The organism is Maribacter sp. LLG6340-A2, assembly GCF_045057105.1.
GTDB lineage: Bacteria > Bacteroidota > Bacteroidia > Flavobacteriales > Flavobacteriaceae > Maribacter.
In genome coordinates this window covers 965,309-978,247 of the sequence record NZ_CP159332.1, presented here as the reverse complement: position 1 = coordinate 978,247, position 12,939 = coordinate 965,309, and the positions used below count along the sequence as shown (strand labels likewise).

Below are 12,939 nucleotides of genomic sequence, written 5' to 3'. Positions count from 1 at the left end.
ATTTGTATAGGCAAATTTTCTTGTTATAGATTTTACCTTAAAATTTATACCCTAGGCAAATCTCCGTCACCTTTTAACGGAAGTGCAGATGACCCCATTAAATACTTATCTACGTGGTGTGCAGCTTGTCTACCTTCTGATATGGCCCAAACAATCAAAGACTGTCCTCTACGTTGATCACCAGCGGCAAACACCCCTGGAATATTGGTTTGATAATTAACTTCAGAAGCTTTTATATTGGTCCTTTGGTCCAGTTCCACACCAAATTGATCGGCCAATGTTGTCTCTGAACCTGTAAAGCCCATTGCAAGTAAGGCCAACTCGCATTTCCATTCTTTTTCAGTTCCTTCAACTTCCTTTAACTGCGGTCTTTGACCAGATGTTTTGATCCATTCCACTTCGGCAGTAATCAATCCTTTTAAATTTCCTTGTTCATCACCAATAAAGCGTTTGGTAGATATGCTGAAGAAACGTTCAGCACCTTCTTTATGGGAAGAACTTGTTCTCAACCTCATTGGCCAAAACGGCCATGGCTGATCTTTAGGTCTTTCTGGTGTGGCCATTGGCATAATTTCAAAGTTGGATACCGATTTAGCACCATGTCTAATAGAAGTACCTATACAATCTGACCCCGTATCACCACCTCCTATTACAATTACATCTTTGTCCGTAGCTTTAATTTCTTCTCCTAAATCTTTTATGCCGTCAACACGTTTGTTGTTCTGACTTAAAAAATCCATGGCTTGAACAACTCCTTTCAGGTCGGCACCTTCAATAGGTAAATTTCTTCTAACGGTAGCCCCACCGGAAAGTATTACCGCATCAAACTCTTTTTTCAAATCATCGGCAAGGATATCCTTTCCTACATGAACTCCGCATTTAAAAATTATTCCTTCCTCTTTAAGTACTTCCAACCTTCTGTCGATTACGTTTTTTTCCATCTTAAAATCAGGAATACCATATCTTAGAAGACCACCCGGTTTAGCATCACGTTCAAAAACAGTGACCAGATGACCGGCACGGTTTAATTGTTGCGCAGCGGCAAGACCAGAAGGACCAGAGCCAATTACGGCAACTTTTTTATCCGTTCTAGTAAGTGGAGGTTTAGCCGTGATCCATCCTTTTTCAAAAGCGGTTTCAACAATATTTTTTTCAATATTTTCTATCGTCACCGGATCTTCATTAATACCTAAAACACAGGCTTCTTCACAAGGTGCTGGGCATAATCTACCCGTAAATTCCGGAAAATTATTGGTGGAGTGCAATATTTCACTTGCTTTCTCCCATTTGCCACGATATACCGCATCATTAAAATCTGGTATTAAATTGCCCAATGGGCAACCACTATGGCAAAACGGAATACCACAATCCATGCAACGTGCGCCTTGATCTTTAAGCTCGTTCTCCGGCATTTTTACCGTAAATTCCTTATAATTTTTTATTCGCTGCTCTACTGGAGCGTATGCTTCTACTTTTCTATCGAATTCCAAAAATCCTGTTGTCTTCCCCATGTTTCGATTTTATATGGTTTGTAAATTTTCTTTTTCTAAGCGTATGAGGGCTTGTCTGTACTCTTCTGGAAGAACCTTAACGAATTTTGGTAGATAAGATTCCCAATTTTCCAAGATTCTTTGTGCCAACGGGCTCGATGTTGAATTATAATGACTTGTTATCAAATCTTTTAACTGTTTAATGTCATTATCCTCCGTAACCTCTAAAAGGTTTAAACCTTCCGTACTGCACTGTTTTCTAAATGTTTTTTTCTGATCAAGGACATAGGCAATTCCGCCACTCATACCTGCACCAAAGTTTCTACCTACTTCTCCTAGAATTACGGCAATACCACCTGTCATGTATTCACAACCATGGTCACCTATACCTTCTACTACAGCTTTTGCTCCCGAGTTACGAACACAAAAACGCTCCCCAGCCTTGCCATTTATATAGGCTCTACCGGCAGTGGCACCATATAATGTAACGTTACCGGTGATTACATTATCTTCCGGTACTATAGTTGATTTTTCAGGTACCTTTATTACAAGTTTTGCGCCTGACAGCCCTTTACCTAAATAGTCATTGGTATTTCCATTTACGACCATGGTTAGACCTCTTGTTGCAAAAGCTCCAAAACTTTGACCAGCAGATCCGGTAAAATTAAGTCTCAAGGTATTAATTGGTAATCCTTCCGCACCGTATGTTTTAGAAATTTCATTACTGATAATAGCACCTACAGCACGATCGGTATTGCAAATAGGGTAATCCAAAATTAATTTTTCCTTTCTAAATAGGGATGGGTTGGCTTTTGCTATAATATCAAACTCAATAGATTTGTCTATATCGTGTTTTTGTTTTTCTGTATTGAAGAACTTGGTACCCATTGGTACATCTACTTGATGTAATATTGGGGTTAAATCAATACCCGCAGCCTTATAATGCTCTATTGCCTTTTTACGGTCTAACTTTTGTACTTGTCCAACCATTTCATTAATGGTTCTAAAACCAAGTTGGGCCATAATTTCACGTAACTCCTGGGCTACAAAATACATGTAGTTCACTACATGCTCTGGTTTACCAGCAAATTTCTTTCTTAATTCAGGATTCTGGGTGGCAATACCTACAGGACAAGTATTTAAGTGGCAAACCCTCATCATAATACAACCAGAGGCAACCAATGGTGCGGTAGCAAAACCAAATTCTTCCGCACCTAAAAGACAAGCTACAGCAACGTCTCTTCCTGTTTTTAACTGTCCGTCACATTCTAGGACAATTCTATTTCTTAGATCATTTAGGACAAGGGTCTGTTGAGCTTCTGCAATACCAAGTTCCCATGGTAGACCGGCATGTTTTAAGGAGGTTAATGGTGAAGCTCCGGTACCACCATCAAATCCACTTACCAGTACAACATCTGCCTTGGCCTTTGCTACCCCGGCGGCAACGGTACCCACACCAACTTCTGATACCAGTTTTACATTGATCCTTGCTTTTCTGTTCGCAGATTTTAAATCATAAATTAATTGCGATAAATCTTCAATAGAATAAATATCATGATGTGGCGGGGGAGAAATTAAACCTACATAAGGTGTGGAATTTCTCGTTTTTGCTATCTGTGGATTTACTTTAGGTCCAGGTAACTGGCCACCTTCACCAGGTTTGGCACCTTGAGCCATTTTAATCTGAATTTCCTTGGCGTTGGTCAGGTAATTGGATGTAACTCCAAACCTACCCGAAGCTACTTGCTTTATGGCGCTATTCTTCCAATCTCCAGTGGCATTTTTATAAAAACGGTTTTGGTCTTCGCCTCCTTCTCCAGAATTACTTTTACCGCCAATACGGTTCATGGCAATCGCTAGATTTTCATGGGCCTCTTGACTAATAGATCCATAGGACATGGCTCCGGTTTTAAACCTTTTAACGATTTCTGTCCATGGCTCAACTTCATCTAACGGAATTGGGTCATAGTTAGAAAATTCAAAAAGTCCCCTTATGGTCATTAAGTGTTTAGATTGTTCATTGACCATTTTGGAGTACTCCTTATAAGTATCCGGCTCATTATTACGTACGGATTTTTGTAGCTTGGCAATTGAAAGTGGGTTGAACATATGTTTTTCACCATCTCTTCTCCATCTATATTCACCACCAATTTCCAAATCTAAAGATGCTGCAATTTCATTTTTATGAAATGTTTTTCTGTGGCGAAGAGCTATTTCCTTTTCAATTTGATAAAGACCAATACCTTGAATACGGGTTGGAGTATTAGGGAAGTATTTTTCAACAACCTTTGTATTAATACCAATACATTCAAAAAGCTGTGATCCACGGTAAGAATTTAAGGTAGATATACCAATTTTATTCATCACCTTTAAAATACCTTTACCTATAGCCTTATTATAATTTTTAATGGCTTCATCAAAAGTTATATCGGTAATATCATGTTCTTCTATTTGTTCTGCTATAATTTCATTTACTAAATAGGGGTTGATTGCACTGGCACCAAAACCAAACAGTAGTGCAAAATGGTGAACCTCCCTAGGTTCAGCAGATTCTATAATAACGCTTAGTTTAGATCGTTTTCCTAATTTTTGAAGTCCGCTATTAACAAAGGAGCAAGCCAATAGTGCAGGGATAGGGGCAAACTCTTCACTAACGCTTCGGTCTGAAAGAATAATAATATTTGTGCCTTCGTCTACAGCTTTGGAAGCTTGGTCCAAGACGGATTGTAAGGCATCTTCTAAACCATTGTGACCTTTATTGATGTCATAAAGAATTGGTATGGATGCTACTTTATAATCTGGACTAACATCGTAATTCTTGATTTTATCCAAATCTTCTTTGGAAATAACCGGGTTTTGAATTTTCAATTTTCTACAATGAAGCTCAGAAAATTCAAATATGTTGTGGTCGCTACCTAGGGTTAAACTAATATCTGTTATCAGCTCTTCCCTTATACCGTCTAACGGTGGGTTGGTAACTTGTGCAAATAATTGTTTAAAATAGTTGTAGATCAGTTGAGGACGTTGTGACAAAACTGCGATTGGAGTATCTGACCCCATAGAACCAATTGGTTCCTTCCCGGCTTTGGCCATTGGTAAGACAATGGTATTGATATCTTCCAAAGTATAACCAAAGACCGATTTTCTTTTTTCAAGGGATTCTTCGCCCAAGAATAAAGGACAGTCGTTATAAGGTATATCCTTTAAGTGAACCAAGTTGTCTTTTAGCCATTTACTATATGGTTGCTGTTTTGCAATTTTCTCCTTTATTTCCTCATCATTGACAATTCTACCCTCTTCCATATTTACCAAGAACATTTTTCCTGGTTCTAATCTTCCGTGAAACTCTACGTTTTCCGGTGTAATTTCAACTACACCCGTTTCTGAGGACATGACTACATAATCATCTTTTGTAACCGTATATCTAGAAGGTCTTAGCCCGTTTCTATCTAGAACGGCACCAATAAAATTACCATCTGTAAAAGGTATGGATGCAGGTCCGTCCCACGGTTCCATCATACAGGAATGGTATTCATAAAAAGCTCTTTTTGCCTCTGACATTTCCATGTTCTTTTCCCAGGCTTCAGGAACAAGGATCATCATAACTTCTGGCAGCGATCTACCGGTCATAAGAAGTAATTCTACGACCATATCCATGGTGGCAGAGTCAGATTTTCCAGGTAATATAATAGGTAAAATATTTTTTATTTCATCACCGAACATATCACTCTTAAGAAGTTCTTCTCTTGAATACATTCTTGAAACATTACCTCTAAGAGTGTTGATTTCGCCATTGTGGCACATATACCTAAAAGGTTGTGCCAAATCCCAAGTTGGGAATGTGTTTGTGGAGAAACGTTGGTGTACCAGGGCCAACCTTGTAACCACACGGGAATCCATTAAATCTGAATAATAAAGACTAATGTCCAAAGGCATAAGCAGCCCTTTAAATATGATGATTTTGGTGGAAAGGCTGGGAACGTAGAAAAATTTGCTTTCTGATAATTTGGATTTAATAATGGTGTGTTCCGTAACTTTTCTAGCGATGAACAGTTTTAAATTAAATTCAAAATAATCCTGCTCTGAATTTTCCTTGGCAATGAAAATCTGTTTTACGAAAGGTTCTGTTTCCGAAGCAATTCTACCAGGAACGGAACGGTTTACGGGAACATTTCGCCACCCTAATAATTTAAGGCCTTGTTTTTTAATGTTTTCCTCGAATACGGAAATACAGAAATCGCGTTGGTTCTCTTTCCTAGGAAAGAAGATATTACCTACTGCATACTCTCCTGCATCCGGTAAGTCAAAATCACAAACGGACTGAAAAAAATCATGGGGAATGTCAATAAGAATTCCCGCACCATCTCCTGTTTTGCCATCGGCACTGACGGCACCTCTATGTTCTAATCGTTCAAGTATTTCTAGGGCCTTATGAATAATATCATTAGACTTTTTTCCTTTAAGGCTGCAAATAAAGCCAGCTCCACAGTTGTCGTGTTCAAATTCTGGTAGGTATAATCCTTGCTTCTTCAATGTCATATTTGTGGTATTTCTTCAAAAATATCATTTTATTTGAATTATATTCAGTGTTTTGAACTAATTCAGGTAATAAATTCAACGATTCTAATTAAACCATAAAAAATCGATAATTATCAATTTTTGCATAGCTCAATTTATCAGATTGATAAATTTAAGTTAAAGAGAGTGAATATTAGAAGAAAATAGGGGGGTAAAATTTGTGAAGTGGTGCTTTGTAACAATTTCACCCAAGCTTATGTGGTGATCAACAAAATTATTCCTCCAAAATAAAAATAACACCCCCTAAAAATTTGGGGGTGTTCAAGTATTTACTGTTTTTTATTGCAAAATACTTCTGGAAATTACAATTTTCTGAATTTCAGAAGTACCTTCATATATCTGTGTAATTTTTGCATCACGCATAAGTCTTTCTACATGATAATCTTTAACAAAACCATTGCCTCCATGAATCTGAACAGCTTCTACCGTTGTTTCCATAGCCACTTTAGAGGCATATAATTTTGCCATTGCTCCAGAAAGATCGTAATTGGTGCCGTTATCCTTGTCCCTTGCTGCCTGATAGACCAATAAACGAGCTGCTTGAATATCGGTATGCATATCCGCTAATTTAAAGGCAATAGCTTGATGGTTACTTATTTCCGTACCAAAAGCCTTCCTTTCTTTTGAATATTTCAACGCAAGTTCATATGCTCCGGCCGCTATACCCAAAGCTTGGGCGGCAATACCTATTCTGCCCCCTGCCAAGGTTTTCATGGCAAATTTAAATCCAAAGCCATCCTCACCAATTCTATTGCTCTTTGGGACCTTTACATCATTAAATATAAGGGAATGCGTGTCACTACCGCGTATACCCAATTTATTTTCCTTGGGGCCAATTTCAAAACCTTCGGCACCTTTCTCAACGATAAGGGCATTTATTCCCCTGTGCTTTTTCTCCTTATCGGTCTGGGCTATTACAATATATACACTAGCGGAGCTGCCATTGGTAATCCAGTTTTTTGTTCCGTTTAATATATAATGGTCGCCTTGGTCAATGGCCGTAGTTCTTTGGGAAGTTGCATCACTGCCGGCCTCAGGTTCGGATAGGCAGAACGCACCCAAAATTTCGCCGGTGGCAATTTTGGTCAGGTATTTCTCTTTTTGTTCTTCCGTACCAAATTTTTCCAGTCCCCAGCAAACTAATGAATTATTGACAGACATGATTACAGAGGTAGACGCATCAATTTTTGAAAGTTCTTCCATGGCCAGTACGTAAGATAACGTGTCTAGGCCGCTTCCCCCGTATTTAGGGTCTACCATCATTCCTAAAAACCCTAGTTCGCCAAGTTTTTTAACCTCTTCTTCCGGAAATCGTTGGGCATCGTCCCTTTCAATTACTTCCGGTAATAGTTCGGTTTGTGCAAAATCCTTTGCAGCTTGTTGAATTAATTTTTGTTCTTCGGTTAAAGAAAAATCCATGAATTAGAGGTTAAATGTTATATTCTCAAAGATAAAGATATACGGAGAGAAAATCTAAACTTAAAATTGACCTTGGTAAATTTATTCGCCAAGTAATTTGTTAATACCATATTAAATTTAAGGCGGTTTGCTGCATGGTTTAGTTAAAACAATGTGAATAAAAACTGGTTAATATTTATTTAGTTGAATTTAAGTATTTGGATGTCAGATATCTTGGTTATTATTGTCAATTCATTAGGAATTCACATACAATTTTAAATATCTTTAGATAATTTAATTTTTTGGAATTTGAACTTATATTTGACAACTTACTAGAAGACATTAAAAAAAACCAACGAGTATGGAGACCATTATTATTATAATTTTTTTGGCAGGATATCTTGCCATTACCTTAGAACACAATCTTAAAATAGATAAGCTTATTCCGGCATTGGCCATGATGGCCATTTTATGGGCTTTGATAGCGCTTGGAATAGACGGTTATGAGAATTGGTTCGATTCTGTTAAGCAAGGTCTGGTTTCTGGTTTTTCTGAATTGGGGCATGCAGATAAAATGCATATCATGGAAGAATCTCTGTTGCATCATTTAGGTAAGACGGCAGAAATACTCTTTTTCCTTTTAGGGGCCATGACCATTGTTGAGATTATAGATTATTTTGATGGATTTGCAACTATTAAAGGGTTTATAAAAACAAAGAAGAAAAGTAAACTTCTTTGGTTGTTCTCTATTTTGGCATTTATATTATCTGCCATTATAGATAACCTTACAGCAACTATTGTATTGATTACTATACTTCAAAAAGTAATAAAGGACCGCGAAACCAAGTTGTGGTTTGCCGGTATGATCGTAATTACGGCCAATGCTGGTGGAGCATGGTCTCCAATTGGGGATGTAACTACAACAATGTTGTGGATTGCAAATAAAGTAAGTGCTGGGCAATTGGTCATACATGTATTGTTACCTTCATTGGTTTGTATGTTGGTTCCTGTTTTGGTGGCCGGTAGGTTTAAAGTTTTTAAAGGGTTGATTGATGGTGATTTGGATGGAGAGAGTTCTAAGTCTAAATATGGTGCTACTATGTTATATTTAGGATTAGGGGCCATTTTATTCGTGCCCATATTTAAAACGGTAACGCACCTTCCTCCTTATGTGGGTATGATGCTGTCTTTGGCAGTTGTGGCTACGTTTGCGGAAATTTACAGTAATAAAAAATTCAGCATTTCCAATGTTGATGGGGGTGGTCATGAAGAGGGTGGTCATCATAGTCCGGTACACCATTCCTTATCTAAGATAGAGTTGCCTAGTATACTGTTTTTCTTAGGTATTTTGTTAGCTGTTGCCGCTATGGAGTCTTTAGGTATCCTATTTAACGCTGCTGGTGCTTTGAATGAAGCTATACCTGATACGGATATTGTTGTAATGCTGTTTGGTGTAGGTTCTGCTGTTATTGATAATGTACCATTGGTTGCTGCAAGTATGGGTATGTTTAGTGAACCTATGGATAGCCCCTTATGGCATTTTATAGCCTATTCTGCCGGTACAGGTGGTAGTATGTTGGTTATAGGTTCCGCAGCCGGGGTTGTGGCAATGGGAATGGAAAAAATAGATTTCTTCTGGTATTTGAAAAAAATTGCATGGTTGGCCTTAATTGGTTTTGTAAGTGGTGCGGTTGTTTTCATATTGTTAAGAGATTTTGTTCTACATGGATAATTTAATCCGCAATTCATCGTTATAAAGGCAAATTCAATACTTAAAGAACACTATGTTATTATTCCAGGATTTGGCTCAAGAAGCGAGCGATGAATTAATGTCAGAAGAAAAGACCTTATCGGTTATAGATCTGATCTTTAACGGTGGTACGGGTAGCGTTATCATTATTACGGTTCTTTTTATAATGTTGGGTGTAGCCTTATATATCTATTTTGAAAGATTGTTGGCAGTCAATGCCGCATCCAAAATAGATAAGAATTTCATGAACCAAATTCGGGATCATGTTACTACGGGAAAATTAGAAGCAGCAAAGATTTTATGTGCCCAAACAGATTCACCAGTCGCTAGATTAACGGAAAAGGGTATTTCCAGAATTGGAAAGCCACTAGATGATATCAATACCGCAATTGAAAATGCAGGTACCTTAGAAGTCTATAAGCTAGAAAAGAATGTAAGTATCCTTGCCACTGTCGCCGGTGCGGCACCAATGATAGGTTTTTTAGGGACTGTTATTGGTATGATTCTTGCTTTTCATGAAATGGCCAGTAGTGGTGGTCAAGCGGAAATGGGTTCATTGGCATCTGGTATTTATACGGCTATGACTACAACGGTAGCTGGTCTAATTGTAGGTATTATAGCTTATGTAGGTTATAATCATTTAGTAAATAGAACAGATAAGGTTGTTCATAAAATGGAGGCCAATGCCGTAGAGTTCCTAGATCTATTAAACGAACCTCTTTAATTTTATATTATGAAATTAAAAGGAAGAAATAAGGTCAGTCCTGACTTTAGTATGTCGTCCATGACGGACATCGTTTTTTTGTTACTTGTATTTTTTATGTTGACGGCCAACTCGCCCAACGCTTTGGATTTATTGTTGCCAAAAGCAAAAGGCAAGTCTACGAATACCCAAAATGTCTCGGTAAGTATAGATAAGAATTTACAGTACTTTGTAAATGATGAGCGCATAAATGGTGAGTATATTGAGATAGAGCTTAAAAAAGCCTTATCGGGTCAAGATAGCCCTACAATTATTTTAAGGGCAGAAGAAAGTGTAGCAATAAAAGAAGCGGTAAACGTAATGGATATCGCAAATAGAAATAATTACAAGGTAATTTTGGCGGTACGCCCTAATTAAATGGCTTTTTTAGATACAAGACATAAAAAGAAATCATTGACACTTACCACATTGTTGTTAAGTGCGCTTTTGTTGGTCTTGTTTTATATAGGTTTAACTTATATGGACCCACCGGAAGAAAATGGGATTTCTGTAAATTTCGGTACTATGGAATTTGGGAGCGGCAAGGTACAGCCCAAAGAAAAAATACGATCAGAACCTTTGGATACCCCTCCTGTGGAACCGGTTCAACAAGAAGTTGCTGAAGCTGTTGAAGAGCCTGTGGAGGAGGTGGAAGAACCAGCTGCAGAAGAGGAATCTCCCTCTGAAAAGTTATTGACCAAGGAATCTGAGGAAGCTATTAAAATAAATCAAGCTAAGGAGGCTAAAAGAAAAGCAGAAGAAGCCGCTGCCGAAGCCAAGAAAAAGGCTGAGGCGATAGAGAATAAAAAAAGAGCAGAGGCTGCACGAATTGCAAAAGAGAAAAAGGATGCGGAAGAAAAGGCCCGTCAAGAGCAAGAAGCAAAAAAACGTGCTTTAGATGAGATGATGGGGGGCTTGAACAAGTCTGATGGTACGGCTTCTGGAAGTGAAGGTGATGATAACAGGGCCGGGGATAAAGGGCGGCCAGATGGTGATCCATATGCTACCAGTTACTACGGAAGTCCAGGTAGTGGAAGCGGAACGGGAGGCTACGGGCTAAATGGAAGGTCTTTGGTTAATAAAGGTAAAGTACAACAAGAATGTAACCAGTCTGGAAGGGTTGTTGTTAAGATTGTCGTAGATAGAAACGGTAAGGTGGTTAGTGCAGTTCCCGGTGTAAGGGGGACTACAAATAATGATCCATGTTTACTGGAGCCGGCAAAGAAAACGGCATTTATGCATAAATGGAATCTGGATAGCAATGCTCCAAGTCAACAAGTGGGTTTTGTTGTTGTTAACTTCAAGTTAGGAGAGTGACCTACAAGAATACCTTAAATTGGATGTTCGCTCAACTTCCAATGTATCAAAATAAAGGTAAAGATGCATTTAATGCAAAATTAGATGGTATAAGGGTTCTTGTCGACCATTTAGGAAATCCACATTTAAAATTTAAAAGTATTCATGTTGCCGGAACTAATGGTAAGGGTAGCAGTAGTCATATGTTGGCGTCGGTACTGCAAGAGGCTGGCTACAAAGTAGGTCTATACACTTCTCCGCATTTAAAAGATTTTAGGGAACGTATTAGAATCAACGGTCGCAAAATAAAAAAGAAAGAGGTGGTGCATTTCATTGAAGGAAACAAAACTTTTTTTAATGAAAAAAAGTTTTCTTTTTTTGAAATGACCGTTGGTATGGCCTTTTCCCACTTTGCAAATAAAAAGGTTGATATTGCCATTATAGAAGTGGGATTGGGGGGTAGGTTAGATTCAACAAATATTATTACACCAGAAGTAAGTTTGATTACCAATATAGGTTTTGACCATACTGATATGTTGGGAAATACATTGGAAGAGATAGCTTTTGAGAAGGCGGGTATTATTAAAAAGGATATTCCTGTAGTTATTAGTGAATATAACGAGAAAACCGCACCAGTATTCATTAAAAGGGCTAAAGACATGAATGCGGAGATTACTTTTGCAGAAGAAAGATTATTTATAAATCATGAAGTTGATTTACTAGGGGATTATCAGCAAAAAAATACCCAAGGTGTTTTAACGACATTGGAAAAGTTGAATGGATTTGATATAATCAAAAGTGATATTGTTAGAGGATTAAAAAATGTAGTTGTAAATACCCAGCTAATGGGTAGGTGGCAGCAATTAGGTGAAAACCCTACTATAATTTGCGACACTGCTCATAATAAGGAAGGACTGTCTGTTGTATTGGAACAAATAAAAAAACAGCAATACAAACACTTACATGTAGTTTTAGGTTTTGTAAAGGATAAAGATGTACAAGGAATTGTAGGCTTATTTCCAAAAGATGCGTCCTATTATTTTTCCAAGCCAAAAATTTCTAGGGGATTGGATGAAAAACAATTGGAAGCGCTATTTCATGAAGCTGGATATTCCGGTAATGCATATAAGACTGTAAATAAGGCGTTTAAAGCAGCTAAAAAACAAGCAAAAAAATCAGACTTTATTTATGTGGGCGGAAGTAATTTTGTAGTAGCAGAAGTTCTTTGATTTTTTATTGATTTTTCTTTTGTGAATTGTAAAACTATTATATATTTGCACTCCTTTTGGGGCTCTTAGCTCAGTTGGTTCAGAGCACCTGCCTTACAAGCAGGGGGTCACTGGTTCGAATCCAGTAGGGCCCACAGGTTAAAAGGCTTCCATTTTTTGGAAGCCTTTTTTAATTGGTTATTTTATATCTTACTTTAATAAGTTGTAAGTTAACTTATCTAACAATTTGGGATATTAGCTCAGTTGGTTTAGAGCGCTGCCTTGACAGGGCAGAGGTCACCGGTTCGAATCCAGTATATCCCACAAATTTCCCAACTAATTGTCGTAATAGAATTATATACTGCCCCAACGTCAATTTTATAATAATTAGTTATCTTACTTCTACAATCTATACCTGTTTCGCACGTTTAATATCAGAGACTTATAGTTTTAAATTTGGCAAATAAGTTTAATCCT

8 protein-coding genes and 2 tRNA genes are annotated in these 12,939 nt (G+C 37.7%); 7 read left to right on the top strand and 3 right to left on the bottom strand.

Annotated features, from left to right (window positions below; translation table 11 throughout):
- Window positions 1-44 precede the first annotated feature (44 nt).
- The 3 genes from ABVM52_RS04040 to ABVM52_RS04030 all read right to left on the bottom strand — a co-directional run bounded on the left by ABVM52_RS04040 (window position 45) and on the right by ABVM52_RS04030 (window position 7,487).
- Entirely contained in the window at window positions 45-1,511 is a 1,467-nt protein-coding gene (locus ABVM52_RS04040; protein WP_405383968.1) for a glutamate synthase subunit beta, read from the bottom strand.
- Window positions 1,512-1,520: 9 nt separating this feature from the next.
- Entirely contained in the window at window positions 1,521-6,029 is a 4,509-nt protein-coding gene (gltB, locus tag ABVM52_RS04035; protein ID WP_405383966.1) for a glutamate synthase large subunit, read from the bottom strand.
- Window positions 6,030-6,347: 318 nt separating this feature from the next.
- The gene (locus ABVM52_RS04030; RefSeq protein WP_405383964.1) at window positions 6,348-7,487 is read right to left on the bottom strand and encodes an acyl-CoA dehydrogenase; all 1,140 of its coding nucleotides are present in this window, start codon (window positions 7,485-7,487) and stop codon (window positions 6,348-6,350) included.
- A 340-nt stretch (window positions 7,488-7,827) separates the two neighbouring features.
- Between ABVM52_RS04030 and nhaD the strand changes: the two genes are divergently transcribed.
- From nhaD to ABVM52_RS03995, 7 genes are all read left to right on the top strand, one after another.
- A complete protein-coding gene (gene nhaD / locus ABVM52_RS04025) occupies window positions 7,828-9,198 on the top strand; it encodes a sodium:proton antiporter NhaD (protein WP_405383962.1) in 1,371 nt (456 codons plus the stop codon).
- A 52-nt stretch (window positions 9,199-9,250) separates the two neighbouring features.
- Window positions 9,251-9,940, top strand: coding sequence for a MotA/TolQ/ExbB proton channel family protein (locus tag ABVM52_RS04020; RefSeq protein WP_405383960.1), 690 nt, complete (start codon window positions 9,251-9,253; stop codon window positions 9,938-9,940).
- Window positions 9,941-9,949: 9 nt separating this feature from the next.
- A complete protein-coding gene (locus tag ABVM52_RS04015) occupies window positions 9,950-10,336 on the top strand; it encodes an ExbD/TolR family protein (protein ID WP_405383958.1) in 387 nt (128 codons plus the stop codon).
- Complete coding sequence (locus tag ABVM52_RS04010; RefSeq protein ID WP_405383956.1) at window positions 10,337-11,275, top strand: energy transducer TonB; 939 nt, start codon at window positions 10,337-10,339, stop codon at window positions 11,273-11,275.
- Window positions 11,272-12,483, top strand: a complete 1,212-nt coding sequence (locus tag ABVM52_RS04005; RefSeq protein WP_405383954.1) for a bifunctional folylpolyglutamate synthase/dihydrofolate synthase — start codon at window positions 11,272-11,274, stop codon at window positions 12,481-12,483. The genes ABVM52_RS04010 and ABVM52_RS04005 overlap by 4 nt, the downstream gene beginning before the upstream one ends.
- A 59-nt stretch (window positions 12,484-12,542) precedes the next feature.
- Window positions 12,543-12,617: transfer RNA gene (locus ABVM52_RS04000), tRNA-Val, on the top strand.
- 94 nt (window positions 12,618-12,711) lie between these two features.
- Window positions 12,712-12,786: transfer RNA gene (locus ABVM52_RS03995), tRNA-Val, on the top strand.
- Window positions 12,787-12,939: the final 153 nt, after the last annotated feature.

Bases quoted from the DNA above. Each gene is read 5' to 3' on its own strand.
- ABVM52_RS04040 (WP_405383968.1), bottom strand. From the start codon at position 1,511: ATGGGGAAGACAACAGGATTTTTGGAATTCGATAGAAAAGTAGAAGCA.
- gltB (WP_405383966.1), bottom strand. From the start codon at position 6,029: ATGACATTGAAGAAGCAAGGATTATACCTACCAGAATTTGAACACGAC.
- ABVM52_RS04030 (WP_405383964.1), bottom strand. From the start codon at position 7,487: ATGGATTTTTCTTTAACCGAAGAACAAAAATTAATTCAACAAGCTGCA.
- nhaD (WP_405383962.1), top strand. From the start codon at position 7,828: ATGGAGACCATTATTATTATAATTTTTTTGGCAGGATATCTTGCCATT.
- ABVM52_RS04020 (WP_405383960.1), top strand. From the start codon at position 9,251: ATGTTATTATTCCAGGATTTGGCTCAAGAAGCGAGCGATGAATTAATG.
- ABVM52_RS04015 (WP_405383958.1), top strand. From the start codon at position 9,950: ATGAAATTAAAAGGAAGAAATAAGGTCAGTCCTGACTTTAGTATGTCG.
- ABVM52_RS04010 (WP_405383956.1), top strand. From the start codon at position 10,337: ATGGCTTTTTTAGATACAAGACATAAAAAGAAATCATTGACACTTACC.